General features: G+C 64.2%; 23 protein-coding genes and 1 riboswitch. Of the genes, 13 read left to right on the top strand and 10 right to left on the bottom strand.

Translation table 11 applies throughout. The annotated features are described in order from the left end of the window. Positions 1-19: 19 nt before the first annotated feature. A riboswitch (TPP riboswitch) is annotated at positions 20-111 on the bottom strand. Positions 112-343: 232 nt separating this feature from the next. Together aroC and ACXAEK_RS03980 are read left to right on the top strand one after the other, a co-directional pair. Continuing rightward, positions 344-1,444 (top strand): chorismate synthase, encoded by a 1,101-nt coding sequence (aroC, locus tag ACXAEK_RS03975; RefSeq protein WP_475040039.1) that lies wholly within the window; start codon positions 344-346, stop codon positions 1,442-1,444. 86 nt (positions 1,445-1,530) lie between these two features. Continuing rightward, positions 1,531-2,685 (top strand): AAA family ATPase, encoded by a 1,155-nt coding sequence (locus tag ACXAEK_RS03980; protein ID WP_475040040.1) that lies wholly within the window; start codon positions 1,531-1,533, stop codon positions 2,683-2,685. 3 nt (positions 2,686-2,688) lie between these two features. Here ACXAEK_RS03980 and ACXAEK_RS03985 read toward each other — a convergent pair whose 3' ends face one another. Continuing rightward, a complete protein-coding gene (locus tag ACXAEK_RS03985) occupies positions 2,689-3,105 on the bottom strand; it encodes a MerR family transcriptional regulator (RefSeq protein WP_475040041.1) in 417 nt (138 codons plus the stop codon). 73 nt (positions 3,106-3,178) lie between these two features. Between ACXAEK_RS03985 and ACXAEK_RS03990 the strand changes: the two genes are divergently transcribed. After that, complete coding sequence (locus ACXAEK_RS03990) at positions 3,179-3,811, top strand: cation efflux transmembrane domain-containing protein (RefSeq protein WP_475040042.1); 633 nt, start codon at positions 3,179-3,181, stop codon at positions 3,809-3,811. 94 nt (positions 3,812-3,905) lie between these two features. Here ACXAEK_RS03990 and ACXAEK_RS03995 read toward each other — a convergent pair whose 3' ends face one another. Beyond that, positions 3,906-5,408: a malonate--CoA ligase gene (locus tag ACXAEK_RS03995; RefSeq protein WP_475040043.1), complete on the bottom strand. Its 1,503-nt coding sequence runs from the start codon at positions 5,406-5,408 to the stop codon at positions 3,906-3,908. Positions 5,409-5,502: 94 nt separating this feature from the next. Between ACXAEK_RS03995 and ACXAEK_RS04000 the strand changes: the two genes are divergently transcribed. Beyond that, on the top strand, positions 5,503-6,438 hold the full coding sequence (locus ACXAEK_RS04000; protein ID WP_475040044.1) for a DMT family transporter: 936 nt from the start codon (positions 5,503-5,505) through the stop codon (positions 6,436-6,438). Positions 6,439-6,540: 102 nt separating this feature from the next. Here ACXAEK_RS04000 and ACXAEK_RS04005 read toward each other — a convergent pair whose 3' ends face one another. Next, positions 6,541-7,245, bottom strand: a complete 705-nt coding sequence (locus ACXAEK_RS04005) for an SDR family oxidoreductase (RefSeq protein WP_475040045.1) — start codon at positions 7,243-7,245, stop codon at positions 6,541-6,543. A gap of 96 nt (positions 7,246-7,341) precedes the next feature. Between ACXAEK_RS04005 and ACXAEK_RS04010 the strand changes: the two genes are divergently transcribed. Next, positions 7,342-8,178, top strand: a complete 837-nt coding sequence (locus tag ACXAEK_RS04010) for a LysR substrate-binding domain-containing protein (RefSeq protein WP_475040046.1) — start codon at positions 7,342-7,344, stop codon at positions 8,176-8,178. A 1-nt stretch (position 8,179) separates the two neighbouring features. Here the strand turns inward: ACXAEK_RS04010 and ACXAEK_RS04015 are convergent, their stop codons facing one another. The 3 genes from ACXAEK_RS04015 to ACXAEK_RS04025 all read right to left on the bottom strand — a co-directional run bounded on the left by ACXAEK_RS04015 (position 8,180) and on the right by ACXAEK_RS04025 (position 10,046). Beyond that, a complete protein-coding gene (locus ACXAEK_RS04015; protein ID WP_475040047.1) occupies positions 8,180-8,551 on the bottom strand; it encodes an SPW repeat domain-containing protein in 372 nt (123 codons plus the stop codon). A 142-nt stretch (positions 8,552-8,693) separates the two neighbouring features. Beyond that, a complete protein-coding gene (locus ACXAEK_RS04020; RefSeq protein ID WP_475040048.1) occupies positions 8,694-9,653 on the bottom strand; it encodes an AraC family transcriptional regulator in 960 nt (319 codons plus the stop codon). A 78-nt stretch (positions 9,654-9,731) separates the two neighbouring features. After that, on the bottom strand, positions 9,732-10,046 hold the full coding sequence (locus ACXAEK_RS04025) for a DUF1330 domain-containing protein (protein WP_082020690.1): 315 nt from the start codon (positions 10,044-10,046) through the stop codon (positions 9,732-9,734). A gap of 321 nt (positions 10,047-10,367) precedes the next feature. On the opposite strand from ACXAEK_RS04025, the gene ACXAEK_RS04030 reads away from it, so the two are divergent. Next, the gene (locus tag ACXAEK_RS04030; RefSeq protein ID WP_475040049.1) at positions 10,368-11,456 is read left to right on the top strand and encodes a calcium-binding protein; all 1,089 of its coding nucleotides are present in this window, start codon (positions 10,368-10,370) and stop codon (positions 11,454-11,456) included. 89 nt (positions 11,457-11,545) lie between these two features. On the opposite strand, the gene ACXAEK_RS04035 is transcribed toward ACXAEK_RS04030, so the two are convergent. Continuing rightward, positions 11,546-12,412 carry a branched-chain amino acid aminotransferase gene (locus ACXAEK_RS04035; RefSeq protein WP_475040050.1) on the bottom strand — a complete coding sequence of 289 codons (867 nt, stop codon included), beginning with the start codon at positions 12,410-12,412 and terminating at the stop codon, positions 11,546-11,548. Between the two features lie 161 nt (positions 12,413-12,573). Between ACXAEK_RS04035 and ACXAEK_RS04040 the strand changes: the two genes are divergently transcribed. The 6 genes from ACXAEK_RS04040 to dxs all read left to right on the top strand — a co-directional run bounded on the left by ACXAEK_RS04040 (position 12,574) and on the right by dxs (position 18,098). Beyond that, positions 12,574-13,086, top strand: coding sequence for a MarR family winged helix-turn-helix transcriptional regulator (locus ACXAEK_RS04040; RefSeq protein ID WP_475040051.1), 513 nt, complete (start codon positions 12,574-12,576; stop codon positions 13,084-13,086). Beyond that, entirely contained in the window at positions 13,083-13,784 is a 702-nt protein-coding gene (locus ACXAEK_RS04045; RefSeq protein ID WP_475040052.1) for a response regulator, read from the top strand. Before ACXAEK_RS04040 ends, ACXAEK_RS04045 begins: the two co-directional genes overlap by 4 nt. Positions 13,785-14,058: 274 nt before the next feature. Continuing rightward, positions 14,059-14,985 carry a histone deacetylase family protein gene (locus ACXAEK_RS04050; protein WP_475040053.1) on the top strand — a complete coding sequence of 309 codons (927 nt, stop codon included), beginning with the start codon at positions 14,059-14,061 and terminating at the stop codon, positions 14,983-14,985. Then, entirely contained in the window at positions 14,982-15,224 is a 243-nt protein-coding gene (locus ACXAEK_RS04055; RefSeq protein ID WP_019297546.1) for an exodeoxyribonuclease VII small subunit, read from the top strand. Before ACXAEK_RS04050 ends, ACXAEK_RS04055 begins: the two co-directional genes overlap by 4 nt. A gap of 3 nt (positions 15,225-15,227) precedes the next feature. Beyond that, complete coding sequence (locus tag ACXAEK_RS04060; RefSeq protein ID WP_475040054.1) at positions 15,228-16,127, top strand: polyprenyl synthetase family protein; 900 nt, start codon at positions 15,228-15,230, stop codon at positions 16,125-16,127. 42 nt (positions 16,128-16,169) lie between these two features. Next, positions 16,170-18,098, top strand: a complete 1,929-nt coding sequence (dxs, locus tag ACXAEK_RS04065; protein WP_475040055.1) for a 1-deoxy-D-xylulose-5-phosphate synthase — start codon at positions 16,170-16,172, stop codon at positions 18,096-18,098. Between the two features lie 51 nt (positions 18,099-18,149). Here dxs and ACXAEK_RS04070 read toward each other — a convergent pair whose 3' ends face one another. Beyond that, entirely contained in the window at positions 18,150-19,019 is an 870-nt protein-coding gene (locus ACXAEK_RS04070) for an SDR family oxidoreductase (protein WP_475040056.1), read from the bottom strand. A gap of 74 nt (positions 19,020-19,093) precedes the next feature. Here ACXAEK_RS04070 and ACXAEK_RS04075 point away from each other — a divergent pair, with 74 nt between their 5' ends. Then, entirely contained in the window at positions 19,094-19,729 is a 636-nt protein-coding gene (locus ACXAEK_RS04075; protein WP_475040057.1) for a class I SAM-dependent DNA methyltransferase, read from the top strand. Between the two features lie 276 nt (positions 19,730-20,005). Here the strand turns inward: ACXAEK_RS04075 and ACXAEK_RS04080 are convergent, their stop codons facing one another. Both ACXAEK_RS04080 and ACXAEK_RS04085 read right to left on the bottom strand, forming a co-directional pair. Beyond that, positions 20,006-20,791 carry a carnitinyl-CoA dehydratase gene (locus ACXAEK_RS04080; RefSeq protein WP_475040058.1) on the bottom strand — a complete coding sequence of 262 codons (786 nt, stop codon included), beginning with the start codon at positions 20,789-20,791 and terminating at the stop codon, positions 20,006-20,008. Positions 20,792-20,841: 50 nt separating this feature from the next. Next, positions 20,842-22,872 (bottom strand): acetate--CoA ligase family protein, encoded by a 2,031-nt coding sequence (locus tag ACXAEK_RS04085; RefSeq protein WP_475040059.1) that lies wholly within the window; start codon positions 22,870-22,872, stop codon positions 20,842-20,844. Between the last annotated feature and the right edge of the window lie 240 nt (positions 22,873-23,112).

Consider the following 23,112-nt stretch of genomic DNA (forward strand, 5'->3'; position numbering starts at 1 on the left):
GCGGCTTTGGGCAAGGGTGGAGGCTGTCCAGTACCTTCCCTCCGCCGGTGTGATCCGGTTCAGGTTCAACGGGTGTCATCTCAGCGCCTGCGCGCACCCCGAGGTGGCGCGAACATTATGCCCCAGCCGCAGCAAAGACAAGCCAAAGCCCCGTCAGGACCTACGGTCCATGCAAACTGGACCGCTGCCCGCGCCGATCCCGTGTTCTTCTGGCAGAAAATATCCCGGGGGAGCCGCCCCAGGCGGCGGGGGCAGCGCCCCCTCTCGCCTTTGCCGCAGAGGAATCCGCTTGAGGCACAGGCCCCTGCCCGCTAAGCACGTCCCGCAAAGGAGACCGCGCCTCATGTCGATGAACAGCTTTGGACACCTCTTCCGCGTCACCACCTGGGGCGAAAGCCACGGGCCTGCGCTTGGCGCCACCGTCGACGGCTGCCCGCCGAACGTGCCGCTGGCGCCGGAAATGCTGCAGCAGTGGCTCGACAAGCGCCGTCCCGGCCAGAACAAGAACACCACCCAGCGCAATGAGCCGGACGCGGTCAAGATCCTGTCCGGCGTGTTCGACGGCATGACCACCGGCACGCCCGTACAGCTGATGATCGAGAACACCGACCAGCGGTCCAAGGATTACGGCGAGATTTCCCAGACCTTCCGCCCGGGCCACGCCGACATCACCTATTTCCAGAAATACGGCAACCGCGATTACCGCGGCGGCGGCCGCTCCTCCGCACGCGAGACCGCGGCGCGGGTGGCGGCCGGCGGTGTTGCACGTGAAGCAATCAAGGCGCTGGCGCCCGGGCTGGAGATCAAGGGCTACATGACCCGAATGGGCGAGCTGGAGATCGACCGCAGCCGGTTCGACTGGGACGCAATTGAGAAGAATGATTTCTGGATCCCCGACGCAGGCGCAGTGCAGGAATGGGAAGACTACCTGCAAGCCCTGCGCAAGGCGCATGACTCGGTCGGGGCAGTTGTTGAAGTTGTCGCGCGCAATGTCCCCGCAGGCATCGGCGCGCCGGTCTATGGCAAGCTGGACACCGACCTGGCCGCCGCGATGATGTCGATCAACGCTGTAAAAGGCGTGGAAATTGGCGAAGGCATGAATGCCGCGCGCCTCAAGGGCTCGGAAAACGCCGATGAGATCTTCATGGGCGAAAACGGACCCGAGTATTCCTCCAACCACGCCGGCGGCATCCTCGGCGGCATTTCCACCGGGCAGGATGTTGTGGTGCGCTTTGCGGTAAAGCCAACCTCCTCGATCCTCACTCCGCGCCAGTCGATCCGCAAGGACGGCTCCGCGACCGAGGTGATCACCAAGGGCCGCCACGACCCCTGCGTCGGCATCCGCGCGGTGCCAGTGGCAGAGGCGATGATGGCCTGCGTGATCCTGGACCACCTGCTGCTGCACCGCGGCCAGATCGGCGAAAACCAGGGCCATATCGGCTGAACAGTTGATGCCTGACGGGACCTGTTGCGAAGCGCTGCAAAACCAAGCAGGTTTTGCACAGCGCTTTTCACATCCGGTCCTTCGCCATGCTGATTACCCTGGCCATCTCCGGCTACCGCTCGATCCGCGATGCAACCCTGCCGCTGGAGCAGCTCACCGTGGTGAGCGGCGCCAACGGGGCAGGCAAATCCTCGCTCTACCGTTCGCTGCGGCTGCTGGCGGAGGTGGCCCAGGGCAGGGCCATCGCTTCACTGGCAGGTGAGGGCGGGCTGGAGTCGACACTGTGGGCCGGCCCGGAACACATCAGCGCCCGCATGAAGCGCGGCGAAGTTCCCGTTGAGGGCACTCGGCGCAAGGGAGCTGTGGCTCTAAAGCTGGGGTTTTCGGCAGAAGACTACGGATATGCGGTCGACCTTGGCCTGCCCGCGCCGGTGCCGCGGACGATGTTCGGCAACGATCCCGAAATCAAATCCGAAGCGCTTTGGGTCGGCGAAAGCCTGGGCCGCGCCAACAGCATTGCCGAGCGCCGCGGCGCGGTTGTGACGGGCCGGGACGGCAGCGGCCGGCGGGTGGAGCTGTCGCGCGACCTGCGTCCCTTTGACAGCATGATGACCCATGCCGCCGACCCGGTGCAGGCGCCGGAAATGCTGTCATTGCGCGAACGGATGCGTGGCTGGCGCTTCTATGACAGCCTGCGCACCGACCGGGACTCGCCAGCCCGGCGCCCCGCCGTCGGCACCCGCACCCCCGCATTATCGGGGGATGGATCGGATCTGGCCGCCGCCATTGCTACCCTGCGGGAAATCGGCGACGGGCCGGGTTTTGACGCAGCCATCGAAGATGCCTTCCCGGGCGCCAGCGTCGATGTCTCGCTGCAGGGCGGGCTGTTTGCGGTGGAGATGCAGCAGCACGGGCTCTTGCGGCCTTTGTCGGCGGCGGAGCTGTCGGACGGCACCCTGCGCTATGTGCTCTTGGCCACCGCGCTGCTGACCCCGCGCCCGCCTGAGCTGATGGTGCTGAACGAACCAGAAACCAGCCTCCACCCGGATCTGATTGCGCCGCTGGCACGGCTGGTCAAACGCGCCAGCCGCGACAGTCAGATCATCGTGGTCTCCCACAACAGCCATCTGGCCCGGGAACTGGAGGACGCGGGGGCGCTGTCCGTAGTCCTGCAGAAGGAATTTGGTGAAACCCGCATTGACGAGCTGGAGCCGCCGCGCTGGAGCTGGCCGAAACGCTGACGCTCAGCCGTGATCACCGGCGCATTGACTGTGGTCGCCCAGCGCCGTCAGCACCTTGCAGCAGCCGCCGCTGCCGCCGTTGCACAGATTGCTGATCCGCTCCAGCTCCAAGGCCAATTGCTCCAGCTTGCGGATGCGGTCCCGGACATTGGCCAGCTGGCTGCGGGCAATGCGGTCGGCTTCGGCGCAGTCATCGCCCAAATGCCCGTCCAGCCCCATCAGCGACTTGATATCCTCCAGCGGAAAGCCAAGGTCACGGGCGTGTTTGATGAACCCCAGCGCATCCATGCCGTCCTGCCCGTAACGCCGCTGGTTGCCGGCATTGCGGCCCGGCGGCGGCAGCAGGCCGATTTCCTCATAGTAGCGGATGGTGGGCACCTTGACGCCGGTGGCCTTGGACAATGCACCGATGGAAAACACGATAAGAACCTCTTGAAGCTCTAGTGACTAGAGCACCTACATTGATCTCGAATCAGGAATGAGGACAAGAGCAATGGCAGGCTGCTGCAATCACAACGCAAGGTTCGACGGGGTGTCGGACGACTACAAACGCAGGCTTTGGCTGGTGATCGCCATCAACGCCGGCATGTTTGCGGTGGAAATGGGGGCGGGCCAAATGTCCGGCAGCCAGGCGCTGAAGGCAGACGCGCTGGATTTTCTGGGCGATGCGCTGACCTATGGTATTTCACTGGCGGTGATCGGCGCCAGCTTACGCACCCGGGCGCTGGCCGCCTTGGGCAAGGGGATCAGCCTGTTGCTGATGGGCACCTGGGTGTTTGGCTCCACTATCTATCAGGTGTTTTACGTTGGCGTGCCGCAGGCGCAGATCATGGGAGTGATCGGCTTCATGGCGCTGGCGGCCAATCTGATCTCGGTCATGCTGCTGGCGCGTTACAAGGACGGCGACGCCAATGTGCGCTCGGTCTGGCTGTGCTCGCGCAATGACGCCATTGGCAATGTGGCGGTGATGATTGCGGCGCTTGGCGTCTGGGGCACCGCCACCGGCTGGCCGGACCTCATTGTGGCCGGCATCATGGGCGGGCTGTTCCTCAGCTCTGCGTTCCAGATCCTGGTGCAAGCGGTGCGGGAATGGCGCGAGGAAGAGGCGCATGCCCACGCTCACTAACCCGCCTGCGCCGCTATGCGGCGCGGGCAGCGCCCGTCCCGCCCCCCACGGGGCGGGCGCTACACGCCCTCCCCGCCGGGCCGGACGCTGCCCCTCAAGCAAACAGCCCTGCGTATTCCTCGCGCAGGGCTTTCTTCTGCACCTTGCCCATGGTGTTGCGCGGCAGGGCGTCCAGAAGGATGATCTCCTTGGGCTGCTTGAACTTGGCCAATTGCCCCGACAGCGCCGCCGTGATCGCCTCCGCACTAGTGCCGTCACCTTCCGGCACCACCACCGCAACCACCCCCTCGCCGAAATCCGCATGCGGCACGCCGATCACCGCGCTTTCCAGAACCCCTGGCAGATCGTCGATCAGGCTCTCCACTTCCTTAGGGTAGACATTGAAGCCGCCGGTGATGATCAGATCCTTCTCGCGCCCGACAATGGTGACATAGCCATCCGCGTCGATCTTGGCCATGTCGCCGGTGATGAACCAGCCGTCCGGCTTCAGTTCCTCCGCCGTCTTCTCCGGCATCTGCCAGTAGCCCTGGAAAACATTGGCCCCGCGCACCTCCAGCACGCCGATCTCTCCAGCAGACACCTCTGCACCGTCCTGCATCACCCGCGCCTCGACCCCCGGCAGCGGGAAGCCGACGGTACCGGCCCGGCGCTCGCCATCGTAAGGGTTCGAGGTGCTCATATTGGTTTCGGTCATCCCGTAGCGCTCCAGGATGCGGTGGCCCGTGCGCGCTTCCCATTGCTCATGCGTATCCACCAGCAAGGGCGCCGAACCAGAGATAAACAGGCGCATATTCGCCGCACGCTCCCGGGTCAGGCGCGCGTCCGCCAGCAGCCGGGTATAAAACGTCGGCACCCCCATCAGCGCGGTGGCGTTGGGCATCGCGTTCAGAATAGCATCCCCATCAAACCCCGGCAGGAACACCACCCGGGCGCCTGCAAACAGCGCCACATTGGTCGCCACAAACAGCCCGTGGGTGTGGAAGATCGGCAGCGCGTGGATCAGCACGTCCTCCGCCGTGAACCGCCAGTACTCCCGCAGCATCAGCGAATTGGAGGCGAGGTTATCGTGGCTCAGCATCGCCCCCTTTGACCGCCCGGTGGTGCCCGAGGTGTAAAGGATCGCAGCCAGGTCACCGGGCTCCCGGGCAACTGCCGCAAACCCGCCCTGCCCGTCTGCCAGATCGCGCAAGCTCCCCTGCCCCATGGCGTCCAGCGTCAGCACCTGCGCCGCGCCTGCCACGGCGCTGATCTCCTCCAGCCGCGCCGGGTCGCAAACCATCACGCGCGGTGTCGCATCACCGATGAAATAGGCCACCTCCGGCCCGGTGTAGGCGGTGTTCAAGGGCAGGAAGATACCGCCGGCCATGACTGTGCCCAGATACAGCTCAATCGCCTGAATGGTCTTCTGCACCTGCACCGCCACCCGGTCGCCGGGCTGCACGCCCTGCGCGGCCAATGCCGCCGCCATCCGCTCGGCCCCGGAAAACAGCGCGCCGAAGCTGACCGTGCTGCCATCGGGAAGCCGGGCAAAGACATCATCCTCGCGCCCCAGGGACGACTCGCGCAGCTGGCGGATCAGGTGGTTGGCGTCATACATCGGCGGCTCCTTCATCTTGCGGCGCCATTTGCGCGCGGCCAAAGGCTGAAATCAAGCCATTGATCTTTGCGGCGCGGGGGCGCAGGTTCGCGCCATGGCAAAATCCTTAACATCGCATCGGCCTATGCTGGCGATCCTGCTCAAGGTGACGGCAATTGCGCTGTTCACCGCGCTTTCCGGGATCATCAAGGCCACCTCCGAGCACGTGCCGGCGGGCGAGGCGGTGTTCTTCCGTTCCTTCTTTGCGATTCCGGTGATCGTGGCCTGGCTGGCGATGCGCGGCGAGCTGCGGCACGGGCTGATCACCCGCAAACCGATGTTTCACGTGTGGCGCGGGCTGGTGGGCACCTCGGCAATGGGGATGACCTTCATGGCGCTGGCGCTGCTGCCGCTGCCCGAGGTCACCGCCATCGGTTATGCCACCCCGATCTTCACCCTGATCCTGGCAGCGCTGTTTCTCGGCGAAAAGATCCGGATGGTCCGGATTTCAGCCGTGGCTGTTGGGTTGTTGGGGGTCATGATCATGATCTGGCCGCGCCTGGGCGGGGACCTCGGCGACGGCGCTCTGCTGGGCGTGATGCTGGTGCTGGCGGCGACAATCGCCCGCAGCTTTGTGCAGATCCACATCCGCCGGATGGTGCAATCCGAACACACAGCGGCGATCGTGTTCTACTTCTCGCTGACCGCCTCGGGCCTGGCGCTGCTGACCGCGCCCTTCGGCTGGGTGATGCCGGATGCGCAAACCACGGCGCTGCTGATCAGCGCCGGGCTGGTCGGCGGGGTGGCGCAGATCCTGGTCACCTCCTCCTACCGCTTTGCACCCGCCTCGATGCTGGCGCCCTATGACTATGCCTCGATGATCTTTGCCATCGTGATCGGCTATGTCTGGTTCGAGGAATGGCCGACGCTGGTGATGCTGGCAGGCGCGGCCCTGGTGATTGCCGGCAATGCGCTGGTGATCTGGCGCGAGCACCGGCTGGGCCTGCAGCGCGGCAAGGCCAAGCCAATGATCGACCCAAAGGGCGGATAACAGGCTCTGCAAAGGGCTCTTGAGCGGCTGGAGCCCGCCAGGGCGACGCGCCCGCCCTCATTTGAAGGGGCGGGCGCCCCGCCTGCGTCCAGGTGGAACAGGTCAGATGGCGCGGGTCAGGGCACCATCCACACGGATATTCTGCCCGGTGGTATAGGCGGCATCATCCGAGGCCAGATAGGCCACCAGCGCGGAGATTTCACGGGCAGTGCCGTAGCGGCCCATCGGAATCCGCGCCTTGCGGTCCTCGGTCTCCGGCAGACTGTCGATGAACCCCGGCAGCACATTGTTCATCCGCACGCCCTGGGCCGCGAATTTGTCGGCAAACAGCTTGGTAAAGCTCGCAAGCCCGGCCCGGAACACGCCGGAGGTCGGAAACAGCGGATCCGGTTCGAACACCGCAAAAGTCGAGATATTGATGATCGACCCCTTGCCCTGCGCCGCCATGATCGGCGCCACCAGCCGCGAAGGGCGGATCACGTTCATCAGGTAATATTCCATCCCCAGATGCCAGTCGTCATCGCTGATCTCCATGATGTCGCCCTTGGGACCGTGGCCTGCCGAGTTGACCAGAACGTCGATCCGGCCCCAGCGCTCCATCGCCTTGTCCACCAGCGCCTGCAGATCAGACTGCTCCAAATTGGAGCCCGTATGGCCCACCCCGCCAAGCTCCTGCGCCAGCGCCTCTCCCTTGCCGGAGGAGGACAGGATCGCAACCTCATACCCCTGTGCGTGAAGATGGCGGGCGGCATCTGCGCCCATGCCGCTGCCAGCGGCTGTGAAAAGGGCAACTTTAGTCATATCCATACTCCTTTGCTTGGTCTCAGGATGGCGGTTCAAGCCGCGCTTGACCAATCATGTCTCATCGCGCCAGACTGTAGGAAAACTACTGGCTGAGATGCGATGCGCCTGCCCAACCTCAATGCCCTGCGGATGTTCGATGCCGCTGCCCGCCACCTGAATTTCGGCCGCGCTGCGGAGGAGCTGCACCTGACCCAGGGCGCCGTGGCGCAGCAGGTGCGGCGGCTGGAGGCCGATCTGGGCCACAAGCTGTTCCACCGCCATGCCCGCGGCCTGACGCTGACCGACACAGGGCGCAGCTACCACGCCCCGGTCCAGCAGGCGCTGATGCTGATCCGCGATGCAACGGACCAGCTGGCCCCCGCCGTGCAGCGGGTGACGCTGTCGGTTCCGCCTTCCTTTGCCTCGAAATGGCTGGTGCCCCGCCTGCCGGAGTTCGAGGCCCGCCACCCCGATATCGACCTGCGGATCGTGGCAGAGGAAAGCCTGACCGATTTCAAGCGCGACGGCATCGACATCGCCATCCGCCAGGGCGGCAAACCGCAGGAAAGCGGATTGAATTCTGCCCTTCTATCGCTGGTGGATCTGGTAGCAGTGACCAGGACAGATGCGGCTCTAACAGCGGGAAATCAGCCTGAACTGGCGGATCTTGCGGCGCAAACCCTGATCCAGGACGGGCACCGGCACTGGGACCTGCTGCTGCGGCAGGACGGGCTGGCGGCAACAGGGCGGATCCTGCAATTCAACCAGACCGCCTTGGCGATGGATGCGGCGATGAACGGTCAGGGCATTGCGCTGGTGCCGCGGATTTTCCTGGGCGGCCAGCCGCTGGAAATCCTTTGGCAGGCACCGCGCCTGGGAGATCAGGGGTTCTACGTGCTTTGGCCCAGCACACAGGGCCGGGCCAAAACAGTAGTTGACTGGCTGCTGCGCCAATAGATCAGGCCGAGGCCGCCTCAGCGCTTTCCGGTGCGCTCAGCGAAATCACCGCCACCACGGCAGCGCCGTTCAGGAGATAAAAGGCAGCGTCCAGCCCGGCAAAGCCCAGGATGAAGGGTGCTGCGAGAAAGGTAAGTCCAACAATCAGATCAACGGCCAGATGCAGCTTGTACGGCAGCACCCGTATCAGGCCAAGGTGATGATCGGTCAGCACCGTCAGCACAAAGGCGGCAATGCCGGTCACCACCGACAGCCACAATGCCAGCGGGTTGCTTTCGCCAAGGCCCAGCAGGAACGGCAGCCCCATCAGGGCGATGGCAACGGGGTAGTCGAGGTAAGCGTGGATGGTGCGGGTGACAAAACGCAGAGACATGGGTCAGGTCCTTGTGATTGAAGCTGTCTTGGCCGCAGCTTTGCGGCTCTGACCCCAATCTGGCCTCTTACCTCTGGACGTTGAATTTCAGATCCTCTGCAAAACAATGCAGATCGTTCAGAACTCCGGCGGCACAGCCTGATCACGCCGCCACATGCTGCTGCCGGTAGGCAGCGGGCGACATGCCCACCTGCTTGCGGAACACGCGCGAGAACGCCGCCTCGGAGGCATAGCCAGCCAGCTCCGCCGCATCGGCCACGTTCATCCCCTGCTCTGTCAGCCCCTGGCAGGCGATCTGCATCCGCCAGGTGGTCAGGTACTGCATCGGCGTCACTTCCATCTTGGCAGTGAATTCCTGCGCAAAAGCGGTGCGCGACATGCCGGCCTCGCGCGCCAGCCCCTCGACGCTCCACTCCTGCGCCGGGGACTGGTGGAACGCAGTCAGCGCGCGGGACAGCCGCGGGTCGGCAAACCCCGCCAGCGCCGAGCCGCTGGGGCTCTGATGCTCCAGATAGGCGCGGATCGCCTGCGCAAACAGCACCTCCGACAGTTTCAGCGCAATCAGGTCGCCGCCGATGCGGGCACCCTGCACCTCCGAGCCGATCATCCGCAGCGTCGCCTCAATCCAGGCGCCGGCCTCCTCGCCGTAGTTCTCGATCACGATAAAGGGCGGCAGCCGGTCGATCAGCATATGCCCGGTGCCGCGCCGCCCCGGCATGGCGGCAAAGGAAAAATGGCCGCAGATCAGCTGGGTATCGCGCCCGGCACCCTCGCCGCCGTAAACCAGCACCCCGCCGCCATCGTATCCGGCCTCCTCCAGCACCTGCTCCAGCGGCAGCGCCTCCAGCGGCTGCACCTCGTTGCACAGCAGCATATGCGCCGCGCCATGCGGGATCAGCACCAGGTCGCCCTGCTTCAGCCGCAGGGTCTCGCCGGTTGCAGGCACATGCACCTTCAGTTCGCCGCGCTGCACGAAATGGAAACGGGCGACGTTTTCGTAAGGCGGCACCTGGATCCCGAACGGCGGGGTAAAGGAGGTGCGGAAGTAAAACGTCCCCTTGAGAGACAACCGGGTGAGAATATCGCTAAGCAGGTCCAACATGCCGCCTATGTTAGGCGTCTGGCGCCCCGCGTCCACGGTTCAGGACGATCTGCAAAGGAATGTGAACGTCCGGGCGCATCAGCGGACCAGCGGCGAACCTTCAGCTTCCACAACGCCAATCTGATAGCTCAGAAACGCCCTTTGGCGGATCTCTTTCAAAGCATGGTACTCAGCACTCTGAAACACTTTATCGACGGCCTCCCGGTCCGGATAGCGGACGATCGTTGCCATTTCCGGCAGTTTTTCACCAACAATTGTGTCCGAAATCTCATAGCCTTGGATAATCTCCGCGCCTGCCTCCTCCAGCAGAGGCCTGGTTGTGCCCAGATACATGCTGAGCGCTTCCAGATCGTCCGGATTTACCGTTGTAAGTGCAAATACGATGACCGCCATATTCCCCCGCGACTTGTTCCCGTTTCCCCGCTTAGCCATGGGAGTTATCAGCCCTCACCCAGAACAGCAAAACCCTCAGGCACCGGGCAGCTCATCCCGATGATGCAGGCCCGTTAACATCCACTATGCTTCCAGCCGCGGCGCAATTAAACAGATTTCACGCCGTCTGCAGGCGCACAGACGGTCAGCCAGCTATCCGTTGGGATAGGCCAATCCGCCTTTCCTGTGAAGGTTTCCAAGCATCACACTGCCAGAGACATCCTTGCGGTGCCCTTCCACCTTGCTTAACTACAGGTTGAAATTTAATTCCGGAGCAACTCTGTGGCAAACGTAACTGCAACCGCCCCTGTCGATCTTCTGGCTCTCAGCGACGACAATTTCTGGTACATGGGCAACCTTTCCAGATGGGCTTCCGGCTCCAGCTATATTGCAGGCGATACTTCCTTCAATGAAATGCTAGGAGGCCAGCGACTGCTGTTTGAAGGAGATTTTAATCGGTATGATTACCGGGCACCCGACGAAACTGCACGGAAGGATCCGGTATATGCGGTGTCTATTCTTGGAGACAACGACAGCAAACTGGTGACGCTGTCGTTTGAACCCGGCAGCCTGAGTGAAGACGATCTGCGGCGGGTTGAGGGCGCCAGCGATCTGGAAGGCTTTGAATTCCTTCTGCACTACGATGATACTTTCGAGCTATTGGACTATGACGACCGGGTCTTGGGGTACTACGGCAACGACTTGATCCGCGGCCGGGGTGGAAACGACACTTTGCTGGGCGACGATGGCAGCGACACTTTGTTCGGCGGGCTTGGAAATGACTCTCTGTCTGGCGGCTACCACAATGATACCCTTTACGGAGGAAATGGGCGGGACACGCTGACCGGTGACTACAGCGACGATGTTCTCTCCGGAGGCAGCGGGCGTGACTTTTTGTTCGGCGGTTATGGCGGCGACCGCCTGTCCGGCGGCAAAGGCTGGGACCGGCTGAAAGGCGAACAGGGCGATGATCTCCTGAACGGCGGCGGCGGAAATGACCGTTTGGCCGGCGGTTTGGGAAATGATCAGCTGAACGGCGGTGCCGGCAGGGACCGGCTTAACGGCGGCTGGGGTCAGGATACGCTGGACGGAGGCGCCGGAAACGACGTGCTGTATGGCGGCAGAATGCCCGACATCTTTGTGTTCTCTGACGGCGGCGGCCAGGACACTATCCGCGACTTTGGCGCCAGAAAAAGCGCGGAAAAAATCGACCTGTCAGGCGTGGCCTCTGTCGATCAGTTTGAAGGGCAGCTTTCCTCCCTGCTGAGCCAGCAGGGGTCAGACGTTCTGATCGATTTCGGAAATGGAGATTCGATCCTGCTGAATAACGTCGAACTGTCCGATCTCGGGGCGGATGACTTTTTGTTCTGAGCCAGCAATAAAGCCCCTGCCGGTGAGCAGGGGCTTCTGTTAACGCCAGCGGTGCAGGATATTCGGGTCCTGACCCTAGCCAGCTGCGCTTAAGCGCGCACCAGCTTCTCGTAGTCCTCGGCGATCTCGCGGGTCAGCGCGCCGACTTCGAACTTGTAGGGGCCGATTTCGCCAACCGGAGTGACCTCGGCCGCGGTGCCGGTCAGCCAGCACTGTTCGAACTCTTCCATCTCTTCCGGCTTGATGCGGCGCTCATGCACAGTGATGCCCTTGTCCTTGAGCATGCCGATCACGGTCTGGCGGGTGATACCATTAAGGAAGCAGTCCGCCAGCGGGGTATGCACCTCGCCATCCTTCACAAAGAAGATGTTGGCGCCGGTGGCCTCGGCCACATAGCCGCGCCAGTCCATGAACAGCGCGTCCGAGCAGCCCTGCGCGGTCGCCTTATGCTTGGAGATGGTGCAGATCATGTAGAGGCCGGCCGCCTTGGCATGAACCGGGATGGTCTCGGGCGAGGGGCGTTTCCACTCGGCAATCGCCAGCTTGGCGCCCTGCATCTTGGCATCGCCGTAATAGGCGCCCCAGCCCCAGACCGCGATCGCCATGCGCACCGGGTTGGCCGCCGAAGCAACGCCCATGTCGTCCCCCGAGCCGCGCCAGACCAGCGCCCGCACATAGGCGTCCTGCAGGCCGGAGGCTTTCAGGGTCTCTTCCTTGGCCGCCTCGATCTGGTCGACGGTATAGGGCATCGGCATGTCCAGCGCCTCGGCCGAAGCAATCAGGCGCTCGGAATGCTCGCGGCTCTTGAAGATCTTGCCGTTATAGGCGCGCTCGCCCTCAAACACCGAGGAGGCATAATGCATCGCATGGGTCAGGATATGCACCTTGGCATCCCGCCAGTCGATCAGTTCGCCGTCCATCCAGATCACACCGTCGCGGTCATCATAGCCTGCCATACCGCACCCTCCTAAACTCAGCGGAATTTCCATTAATTGCGCCCGATACGGCCGGTCCGGTCATAATCTTGCGCCAAAGCTGCGATTCGATACATCTTCACCCTTGGAATGTCAACAACACTGACATAAACTGCCCGGCAAGACAGATAAGGGGGCACCGAATGCCTGAGGGCCGGACAGGGCAGGGATACGGCGGCGAAAGCCTGCTGTTTCTGACAGATGAACAGCTGCGCCAGGGGATTGAGGCAATGTTCTTTGCCTACCGCGGCTTTACTGCTGATCCGGACCGGATCCTGGCCGAAATGTCCTATGGAAGGGCGCATCACCGGGCAATCCATTTCATCAACCGCTCGCCGGGCACTACGGTGAACAATCTGCTCAGCATCCTGGGCGTGACCAAGCAGTCGCTGAACCGGGTGCTGCGCACGCTGATCGGCGACGGTCTGGTGATCAGCAAGGTGGGTGAGTTGGATAAGCGCGAACGCCACCTGTATCTGACCGATCAGGGTGCCGCCCTGGAGGCCACCCTGTCGGACGCCCAGCGCGCCAGGATGCGTGCCGCCTACAAGGATGCCGGCCCCGAAGCGGTGCAGGGTTTCAAGAAAGTGCTGGAGGCAATGATGGACGCGGACATGCGCCGCGCCTACACCAAGCTGCGGGAAACCGGCGTATGACAATGAACGACGCCCATCTGCTGATCGTGGATGATGACGAGCGCATCCGCGGGCTCTTGAAGAAATTCCTGATGCGTTCCGGCTTTCTGGTCACTGCTGCGCGCGATGCCGCCCATGCCCGGCGGGTGCTGGCGGGCCTGGATTTCGACCTGATCATCATGGATGTGATGATGCCGGGCGAGGATGGCATCTCGCTGACCCAGTCGCTGCGCGAGAGTATGGCCACCCCGATCCTGCTGCTGACCGCCAAGGGCGAGACCGAAGACCGGATCGCAGGACTGGAGGCCGGCGCCGACGATTATCTGCCGAAACCGTTTGAACCCAAGGAACTCTTGCTGCGCGTGAATGCGATTCTGCGGCGGATGCCCGACACCACCGCCCAGGACAGCGCCCCCAAGGTGCTGCATCTGGGCGCCATCCGCTATGACATAGAGCGCGGCGAGATGTGGCAGGGCGATGAGCTGATCCGCCTCACCGGCACTGAAAGCCAGCTGATGAAGATCTTCTCGGCCCAGCCCGGCGAGCCGGTCTCCCGCACCAAGCTGGTCGAGGATCTGGGCCGCGACCGCGGCCAGGCGCAGGAACGCGCGGTGGACGTGCAGATCACCCGCCTGCGCCGCAAGATCGAGCCGAACCCGAAACAGCCGCAATACCTGCAGACCGTGCGCGGCGCAGGCTACATGCTCGCCCCCGACTAGGACCAGCCCGCCTCTTCTTCTGGCCAGAAATATCCCCGGGGGTGAGGCCCGTCTTGGAAACCGTCCGGGGGACGGTTTCAGGGCCGAACGGGGCAGAGCCCCACTCCGCGAGTGCCGGGGGCAGCGCCCCCTTTTCCTTCCAGCCAAGCGGCACCGGGGCGGTGCACAGGGGGTGTACGCCCGGTGCACGCTTGGCACCCCCCGTTTTTCCTTGCAGCTACACCCTGCCCCCTCCTAGGGTCGCGCCAGAACCCGCCGCAGGAGGAAACCGCCGATGACCACCGCCCTGATCACCCATGCCGACTGCCTGGGCCATGTGACCCCTGACGGCCACCCGGAGCAGGTCGCGCGGCTCGAACACATCCTGCACGCGCTGGAGCCCTTGGACCTGAAGCGGGTGACAGCCCCGATGGCGGCTGAGGACGACATCCTGCGCATCCACCCGGCCGGCTACCTCTCAGACCTGCGCAAGGCTTCCCCCGCTGAGGGCTGGGCACAGATCGACGGCGACACCTTCATGTCCCCCGGCTCGCTGGATGCGGCCTTCCGCGCCGCGGGCGCGGTGGTGCGCGGCGTCGATATGGTCTTAGGCGGCGAGGTGCAGAACGCCTTTGCCGCGGTGCGCCCGCCGGGCCATCACGCGGAAACAGACACGGCTATGGGCTTTTGCCTGTTCGGCAATGCCGCGCTGGCGGCCAAACACGCATTGGACCATCACGGCCTCAGCCGCGTTGCGGTGGTGGATTTCGACGTCCACCACGGCAACGGTACCCAGGATCTTCTGTGGGACGAGCCCCGCGCGCTGGTGGTGACCAGCCAGCAGATGCCGCTCTGGCCCGGCTCCGGCCGCCCGGATGAGGACGGCGCCCATGGCCAGATCCTCAACATGCCGCTGCCGCCGGGTTCGGGCCGGACAGAGATGCAGGCGGCCTATGAAACCCAGGCCTTCCCCCGTATTAGAGCCTTCAAACCGGAGCTGATCATCATCTCCGCAGGCTTTGACGCCCATCAGGACGACCCGCTGGCCAGCCTCAACTGGGCCACTGCCGATTTCGCCTGGATCACCGCCGAACTGTGCAAACTTGCCAGTGAACTCTGCGGCGGCCGTATCGTCTCGACTTTGGAAGGCGGATATGATCTGAACGCGCTGTCCGCGGCAACCCGCGCGCATGTGGAAGAATTGATGAAGGCACCGGCATGACTGAGACCCCCGTAGACCAGATGAGCTTTGAACAGGCGATGCGTGAGCTGGAAGGCGTGGTGGACCAGCTGGAGCGCGGCGACGTGGCGCTGGATGCCTCGATTGCATTGTACGAACGCGGTGCCGCGCTGAAGAAACGCTGCGAGGACGAGCTGAAGCGCGCCGAGGAAAAGGTGGCTGCCATCACCCTGGACGCAAACGGCACCCCCAAGGGCACCCAGCCGCTGGACGCCGGCTGAGCCATGAGTGCCGCCGCAGACACCCAGTTTTCCCTTGAAACTGCGCGCCCCTTTGCAGAGGCGCTGAAAGACGCGCATGCCCGCATCACCGCGCATATGGAACTGCGGCTGGCGGGCAGCGACGATCTGCACGCGGCGATGCGCTATGCCATCACCGGCGGCAAGATGCTGCGCGGTTTCCTGGTGCTGGAAAGCGCCCGTCTGCACGGCGTGCCGCAAGAGGCCGCGATAGAGGCGGCGCTGGCCATCGAGTGCATCCATGCCTACTCCTTGGTGCATGACGACCTGCCCTGCATGGACGACGACGACCTGCGCCGCGGCCAGCCCACCGTGCACCGGAAATGGGATGAGGCGATGGCAGTGCTGGCAGGCGACAGCCTGCAAACATTTGCCTTTGAATTGCTGGCGGACCCCAAGGTTGGCCCCCATGCGCTGGACCTGATCCGCGGGCTGGCGCAGTCCTCCGGCAAGGACGGCATGGTCTCGGGCCAGATGCTGGACATCGCTGCCGAAACCGCAGCCGCACCGCTGACCTTGGACCAGATCACCAAACTGCAAAGCCGCAAGACCGGCTGCCTTATTGAATGGTCCGCTACCGCCGGTGCTGTGCTGGCAGGCGATGATGCGGCGCCGCTGCGGCAATACGCACGCGCGCTTGGCCTTGCATTCCAGATCGCTGACGACATCTTGGATGTGGAAGGCGATGCCGCCAAGGTCGGCAAGGCCGTGCGCAAGGATGCCGATGCCGGCAAAGCGACCTTTGTCTCGCTCTTGGGACTGGCAGAGGCAAAAGCCCGCGCACAGTCGCTTTGCGAGGATGCCTGTGCCGCGCTGTCACCCTATGGTGAAGACGCCGCAACCTTGAAGGAAGCCGCGCGTTTCGTTATTGCGCGCGACAGCTAACCCCGCGCCACGCCGCTAAAAGGCGCAGCCCAAGGAGACACCATGTCCGACCGGCCCAAGACCCCGCTTCTGGACCAGATCACGCGCCCCGCGGATCTGAAGGGGCTGACGGATGCGCAACTGGTGCAGGTGGCGCAGGAACTGCGGCAGGAAACCATTGCAGCCGTCTCGGTCACCGGCGGCCATCTGGGCGCGGGCCTTGGTGTGGTGGAACTGACCACCGCGCTGCACGCCGTGTTCGACACCCCGCGCGACAAAGTGATCTGGGATGTCTCCCACCAGTGCTACCCGCACAAGATCCTCACGGGGCGCCGCGACCGCATCCGCACCCTGCGGATGAAGGACGGGCTCAGCGGTTTTACCAAACGTTCCGAGTCGCCTTATGACCCGTTTGGCGCCGCCCACAGCTCCACCTCCATCAGCGCAGCACTTGGGTTCGCCGTGGCGCGTGACCTGGGCGGTGTGATCCCCGAGGGCAACGGCGACGCCATCGCGGTGATCGGCGACGGTTCGATGTCGGCAGGCATGGCGTTTGAGGCGATGAACAACGCAGGCCACCTGGGCAAGCGGCTGATCGTGATCCTGAACGACAATGAAATGTCGATCGCCCCGCCCGTGGGTGCGCTGTCCTCCTATCTCTCGCGCCTTTACGCGGGCGAACCGTTCCAGGAATTGAAAGCCGCCGCCAAGGGCGCGGTCTCACTGCTGCCCGAACCCTTCCGCGAGGGCGCCAAACGCGCCAAGGACATGCTGAAAGGCATGGCCGTCGGCGGCACCATGTTCGAAGCACTCGGCTTCTCCTACCTCGGCCCCATCGACGGCCACGACATGGACCAGCTGCTGCCGGTCCTACGCACGGTCAAGGCGCGGGCAACCGGCCCGATCCTGATCCACGTCCTCACCAAAAAGGGCAAGGGCTACGCCCCAGCCGAGGCTGCCCGCGACAAGGGCCACGCCACCGCCAAGTTCGACATGGTGACCGGCGAGCAGAAGAAGGCCCCTTCCAACGCCCCCTCCTACACCTCGGTTTTCGGCAATGAACTGGTGAAACTGGCCGCCAAGGACGACAAAATCTGCGCCGTCACCGCAGCAATGCCCGATGGCACCGGCCTCAACCTGATGGCCGAACGCTACCCCTCGCGCACCTTTGATGTGGGCATTGCCGAACAGCACGGCGTCACCTTTGCCGCGGCGCTGGCGGCCGGCGGCATGAAGCCCTTCTGCGCAATGTATTCCACGTTCCTGCAGCGCGGCTATGACCAGGTGGTGCACGACGTGGCGATCCAGCGCCTGCCGGTGCGCTTTGCCATCGACCGCGCCGGGCTGGTCGGCGCCGATGGCGCCACCCACGCAGGCAGTTTCGACATCGGTTTCATGACCAACCTGCCCGGCATGGTGGTGATGGCCGCCGCCGACGAGGCCGAACTGGTGCACATGGTTGCCACCGCGGCCGCCCATGACGACGGTCCCATTGCCTTCCGCTACCCGCGCGGCGAGGGCGAAGGCGTCGAGATGCCGGAGACCCCGGAAGTGCTGGAAATCGGCAAGGGCCGGATGATCCAGGCGGGCAAGCGCGTGGCGCTTCTGTCCTTCGGCACCCGTTTGGGTGAGGTCCGCAAAGCTGCCGAGGCGCTCTCTGCCAAAGGCATCACGCCCACGATTGCAGACGCCCGTTTTGCCAAGCCGCTGGACCGTGATCTGATCCTGCAACTGGCCGCGGACCACGAGGCGCTGATCACCATCGAAGAGGGTGCCGTGGGCGGTTTCGGCTCCCACGTTGCGCAGCTCCTGGCGGAGGAAGGCGTCTTTGACAGCGGCCTCAAATACCGCTCGATGGTGCTGCCCGACACCTTCATCGACCAGGCCAGCCCGGCGGATATGTATGAGGTGGCCGCCATGAACGCGCCCCAGATTGAGGCGAAGGTTCTGGAGGTGCTGGATGTCGCAACGATTGGCGAGAAGCGGGCTTAATTTCCGTCATCGTCAGACTGGAGGCCAACTGAACGGGTCCAGTCAACGTATTCAAACCCCCGGCGGCTCGGCCGGCGGCACAAAGCTCTCCATGTCCTCGGCCTCCAGCACCGCCCGCAACCCTTCGCGGTAAGTGGGATAGAGCAGCTCCACCCCCAGCTCCTCCTTGATCCGGCGGTTTCTGACCCGCTTGTTCTCGCCATAAAAGCTGCGCGCCATCGGCGTCATGCCGGCCTCGTCAAAGGGCACCTCGGCCGGCACCGGCAGGCCGAGCAGCTCTGCCGCATGGCCCAGCACGTCCTGCGGCGGCGCCGGGTCGTTGTCGCAGACGTTGTAGATGGCGCCGGGGCGGGGCTGCGCGATGGAGGCCGCCAGCACCTGGGCGATGTCATCGACATGGATACGGGAAAACACCTGGCCCGGCTTCACGATCCGCCGCGCCCGGCCCGCCATCAGCTTGGCAAAGGGTCCGCGGCCAGGGCCGTAGATGCCCGCCAGGCGGAAGATATGCAGCGGCAGGCCGGGAATCGCCTGCCATTGGGCCTCTGCCAGGGCGCGCCAGTCGCCGCGCTGGCTGGAGGGTGAGACGGGCGTGTCTTCGTCCACCCAAGCGCCATCATGGTGGCCGTAAACAGCAGTTGTGGAAAGATAGCCAACCCATTCCAGCCCGGACGCGGCAGCGATCTGATTCCCCAGCGCAGCCAGCACCGGATCCCCTCCGGCATTTGGCCCGATCGAGTTCAGGATATGCGTCACCCCGTCCAGCGGCACGTCCTGCCCGGGCCAGGTGATCATCTCCACGCCATCAACCTCCATTGGCTCACGAGAGGTGCCGATGACACGCCAGCCCTGCGCCAGCAGGCGCGGCGCAAGCGCCCGCGCGGTATAGCCAAATCCAAGACAAAGCAGCGTTTTTCTCATGTCTCTTAGATGCGCCGGCGATGCCCCGGGCGCAAGGGTTGATTCGAATCCCCATCCGCCTTTTGATGGCGCGCATGGACAATCAGAAACCCGGACTTTCAGAGGCCTACGCTCTGCGGACGGCTGCCAATTCCAAGCGGCTGTACGGCAGCTGGGCCAGCACATACGATCAGGATTTCGCTGCCGGGCAGGGTTATTGCCTGCCCGGATCAACCGCCAAGGCTTTTGCCGCCGCCGGAGGGCAGGGCCCGGTTCTGGATGTCGGCGCAGGCACCGGCCTTTGCGGCCAGGCCTTGCGGGCCTTCGGGGTTGAGCCTGTCGACGCCACCGACATCAGCGCCGCCATGCTGGCCGAAGCCCTGCGCAAGGACGCCTACCGCGATGTGATCGAGGCTGACCTGCTGGACGGCATTCCGGTGCCGCGCGGATCCTACCGCGGCGTGGTCTCCTCCGGCACCTTCACCCATGGCCATCTCGGCCCGGAAGTCCTGCCCGCCCTGCTGCGGGTGGCGGCACCCAATGCCTGGTTCGCCCTGTCAGTAAACGCGAAGTTCTACCAGAAGGCAGGATTCTCCGAAACTTTCGACCGGCTGCAGCGCGGGCAATGGATCAAGAACCTGACCCTGCCGCAAGTGCGGATTTACGGTGACCGTGCAACCGGGGATCACAAGGACGACACCGCGCTGATTGCGCTGTTTCAGAAAGTGTGACTCTGTCCCGTCAGCGCCGGGTCAAGGAAGGCGCAGCCTCCGCGCGGCAAGCGCGGCTTGCCTTTGAGGCGGCGATGCCGGGTCATACACCCGAACTGGCTGCTTGAGGAGCAAACCTGCTCCTCAAGAGCTTCTCAGCGGAAAGAAAACGCCGCGCAAAGCGCGGCGCCGGGCCCAACTGAGCAGGGGCATCTGCAGATGTCCCGCGTCTTTCAGCAGCACTTGCGGAGCTACCTGCAGCCTTGGGCCCGGCAGCGCGCCTGGCGGCGCGCTGCGTCAGCGCCCCTTCCAGACCGGATCGCGCTTTTCGGCAAAGGCGCGGGCGCCTTCCAGGTTGTCCTCGGATCCATAAAGCACATCCACGGTGGCCAGCTGGCGCTGGGTGATGCGGTTCATCGCATCCTGGAATTTGCTGTCCTCGGCGTCGCGCACGATCTCCTTGATCGCCGCATAGACCAGCGGCGGGCCGGAGGCCAAGAGGCGCGCCAGCTCCCAGGCGCGGTCCATCAGCTGGTCCGCTGCCACGATCTCATTCACCAGCCCCCAGCGGTTGGCCTCTTCGGCATCAAACCACCGCCCGGTCAGCAAGAGCTCCATGGCGATGTGATAGGGGATGCGCTTGGGCAGCTTCACGCTGGCCGCATCCGCCACGGTACCGGAGCGGATTTCCGGCAGCGCAAAGGTGGCGTGATCGGCGGCGATGATCATATCCGCCGACAGCGCCAGCTCCAGCCCGCCGCCGCAGGCAATACCGTTCACCGCTGCAATCACCGGCTTGTTCATGTCGCGCAGCTCCTGCAACCCGCCGAAGCCGCCAACGCCGTAGTCGCCATCCACCGCATCGCCGTCAGCCGCAGCCTTCAAATCCCAGCCGGGGCAGAAGAACTTCCCGCCGCCGCCGGTCAGGATCGCCACCCGCAATTCCGGGTCGTCCCGGAAATCGCGGAACACTTCGCCCATCACCCGGCTGGTCGCAAGATCGATGGCATTGGCCTTGGGCCGGTCCAGCGTCACTTCCAGAATGGCGCCATCGCGGCGGGTCTTTACGGGGTTATCGCTCATGTCATCTCCTCCTGGCATCTGCCATGCCGTTCCATTTCCGGGCTGAAGCCCTAGTATTTCCTGCGCATCAGCGCATCCGCTGCCACCGCATCCGAAGGTGTGCACAAAAGCGGGTTGATCTCGATCTCCTCCAGCCCCAGTGCGTTTTCCATCACATAGGCCTCAACCGCCCGGATGGCGCGCAGGATCGCCTCGCGGTCTGCCGAAGGCGCGCCGCGGTAGCCGTCCAGCAGCTTGGAAACCCGAAGCGAATTCATTGCCGCCTCAACCTCCGAATCCGAAGCCGGCAGCAGGAAAGAGGCACTGTCCTCCATCAGCTCAGTCAAGGTGCCGCCCGCCGCCAGCGTCATGACAAAGCCATGCGCCGGATCCTTGACCACGCCAATCAGCAGTTCTGCCACCGTGCCGGTGACCATCTCCTCCACCAGGAAACGCTGCGCAGGCATGTTGAAGGCGGCGTCGCTGACTTCCTGGCCGGAATTCAGGTTCAGCGCCACTGCCCCCGCCTCGGTCTTATGCGCAACGCCTTCGCCCTTCAGCACCACCGGGAAGCCGACGTCCACCGCCACCGCGCGGGCGTTGGTGGCAGAAGCCGCCCGTTTGGAGCGCGGAGTGCGCAGCCCATAGCTCGCTAGCTGCCACTTGGCTTCGGCTTCCGGCACCAGATCGGGCTCTACAACCGGGGTCGGCAGCAGCAAAGGCGCAGGCCCGTCCGGCAACGGCATGCTGGCCGCCTCGCAAGCGGCAATCGCTTCGCTAAGGCCGCAGAAGGGCACCACGCCCGCATCCATCAGCCGGGCCGCCACGTCCTCCGGCAGCAGTTCCGGCAAGGTTGCCACCAGGCCAACATTGGCGCCGGTGGCCTGATGCGCACCGATCGCGGCCTGAATGGCGCATTCCCAGTCCGACGCATCACAGCGGTCATCGCGCGGGAAATCCACGATCAGCATTGTCATCGCCAGCTGCGGATCCATCATCGCGGCAAACGCCTTGGTCATCGCCTCGGTGTCGCGCCAGATATAGGTGTGGTAGTCGAGCGGATTGGCCAGCGCCACCATCGGGCCGAGTGCCGCGCGCAGATCCGTTTTCTGGCGGTCATTCAAAGGCGGGAACTCCACCTTCCGTGCATGGCCGGTGTCCGCCGCCAGGCTTGCCTCCCCGCCGGAGCAGCTGATGGTTGCGATGCTGTTCGAGGGCAGCCGCCCCGCCGCATGCAGCAGCTTCAGCGTCTCCAGGAAGGAGGGCAGGTCATCCAGACGCGGAATGCCAAGACGTGAGAGCAAAGCCCCAGCCCCCGCGTCACCGCCCGCAAGCGAAGCGGTATGAGAAACAGTTGCGGCCTGGGCCTCAGCCGATTTGCCGACCTTCAGCGCGATGACCGGCTTGCCCAGTTCGCGCGCCCGCGCGGCCAAAGCCTCAAAGGCGCGCAGATCGCCAAAGCCCTCGATGTGCAGGCCCAGCGCGGTGACACGGTCATCTTCCAGCAGCGCCTCGCCAATTGCGGCAATGCCGGATTGCGCCTGATTGCCGGCAGTGACCACATAGGCCAGCGGCAGGCCGCGTTTCTGCATGGTCAGGTTGATGGCGATGTTGGAGCTTTGGGTGACCAGCGCCACGCCTTTCTCGGCCCGCTGTCCGCCATGCTGATCCGGCCACAGAAGCGCGCCATCCAGGTAGTTGATGAAGCCATAGCAGTTAGGGCCAAGGAAGGGCATTTCACCCGCCGCTTCCAGCAGCTGCGCCTGCAGACCGGCGCCTTCTGCGTCCTCGGCAGCAGCCTCCAGGAACCCCGAGGCAAAGCACACTGCCCCGCCAGCACCGCGCGCCGACAGCGCTCGCACCACCTCGATCGTGGCAAAGCGGTTCACCCCGATGAACGCCGCATCAGGTGCCTCCGGCAGGCTGTCCACGTCCTTGAAGGCAGGCAGGCCTGCGACCTCCTCGGCCTTGGGGTGGACGGGCCGGATGGTGCCCTCGAACCCCATCTTCTGGCATTGCTCGATTACCTGGCGGCACCATGCGCCGCCGCCGATCACAGCAATGGTTTTAGGACGGAAAAGGCGGGAAAGGTCGCGTGTCATTTTCTGGCGGTTCCGCTGGTTGAGAGTTCGGGAGCCTCCGGCGGGGATATTTTGAGCCAGAAGAAAGGTAGGGTTTCATTAACCAGAATCGGCAACGCTGATTGCGCGGTACAGGCGGGGACGCCGATGACCGCGCCAGGAGAAGGCCCCCGGTTGCGGCGTTGCCCTCCGGGGGCTGGATCTGGTTTCATTCTTCTTCTGGCCTTCAAATATCCTCGCCGAAGGCGAAAGAACTGCTGG

The sequence above is a fragment of the Leisingera sp. ABM4_101 genome (genome assembly GCF_056158725.1).

Coding starts and splice junctions, on each gene's coding strand:
- aroC (WP_475040039.1), top strand. CDS start 344: ATGTCGATGAACAGCTTTGGACACCTCTTCCGCGTCACCACCTGGGGC.
- ACXAEK_RS03980 (WP_475040040.1), top strand. CDS start 1,531: ATGCTGATTACCCTGGCCATCTCCGGCTACCGCTCGATCCGCGATGCA.
- ACXAEK_RS03990 (WP_475040042.1), top strand. CDS start 3,179: ATGGCAGGCTGCTGCAATCACAACGCAAGGTTCGACGGGGTGTCGGAC.
- ACXAEK_RS03995 (WP_475040043.1), bottom strand. CDS start 5,408: ATGTATGACGCCAACCACCTGATCCGCCAGCTGCGCGAGTCGTCCCTG.
- ACXAEK_RS04000 (WP_475040044.1), top strand. CDS start 5,503: ATGGCAAAATCCTTAACATCGCATCGGCCTATGCTGGCGATCCTGCTC.
- ACXAEK_RS04005 (WP_475040045.1), bottom strand. CDS start 7,245: ATGGATATGACTAAAGTTGCCCTTTTCACAGCCGCTGGCAGCGGCATG.
- ACXAEK_RS04010 (WP_475040046.1), top strand. CDS start 7,342: ATGCGCCTGCCCAACCTCAATGCCCTGCGGATGTTCGATGCCGCTGCC.
- ACXAEK_RS04015 (WP_475040047.1), bottom strand. CDS start 8,551: ATGTCTCTGCGTTTTGTCACCCGCACCATCCACGCTTACCTCGACTAC.
- ACXAEK_RS04020 (WP_475040048.1), bottom strand. CDS start 9,653: ATGTTGGACCTGCTTAGCGATATTCTCACCCGGTTGTCTCTCAAGGGG.
- ACXAEK_RS04025 (WP_082020690.1), bottom strand. CDS start 10,046: ATGGCGGTCATCGTATTTGCACTTACAACGGTAAATCCGGACGATCTG.
- ACXAEK_RS04035 (WP_475040050.1), bottom strand. CDS start 12,412: ATGGCAGGCTATGATGACCGCGACGGTGTGATCTGGATGGACGGCGAA.
- ACXAEK_RS04040 (WP_475040051.1), top strand. CDS start 12,574: ATGCCTGAGGGCCGGACAGGGCAGGGATACGGCGGCGAAAGCCTGCTG.
- ACXAEK_RS04045 (WP_475040052.1), top strand. CDS start 13,083: ATGACAATGAACGACGCCCATCTGCTGATCGTGGATGATGACGAGCGC.
- ACXAEK_RS04050 (WP_475040053.1), top strand. CDS start 14,059: ATGACCACCGCCCTGATCACCCATGCCGACTGCCTGGGCCATGTGACC.
- ACXAEK_RS04055 (WP_019297546.1), top strand. CDS start 14,982: ATGACTGAGACCCCCGTAGACCAGATGAGCTTTGAACAGGCGATGCGT.
- ACXAEK_RS04060 (WP_475040054.1), top strand. CDS start 15,228: ATGAGTGCCGCCGCAGACACCCAGTTTTCCCTTGAAACTGCGCGCCCC.
- dxs (WP_475040055.1), top strand. CDS start 16,170: ATGTCCGACCGGCCCAAGACCCCGCTTCTGGACCAGATCACGCGCCCC.
- ACXAEK_RS04070 (WP_475040056.1), bottom strand. CDS start 19,019: ATGAGAAAAACGCTGCTTTGTCTTGGATTTGGCTATACCGCGCGGGCG.
- ACXAEK_RS04075 (WP_475040057.1), top strand. CDS start 19,094: ATGGACAATCAGAAACCCGGACTTTCAGAGGCCTACGCTCTGCGGACG.
- ACXAEK_RS04080 (WP_475040058.1), bottom strand. CDS start 20,791: ATGAGCGATAACCCCGTAAAGACCCGCCGCGATGGCGCCATTCTGGAA.
- ACXAEK_RS04085 (WP_475040059.1), bottom strand. CDS start 22,872: ATGACACGCGACCTTTCCCGCCTTTTCCGTCCTAAAACCATTGCTGTG.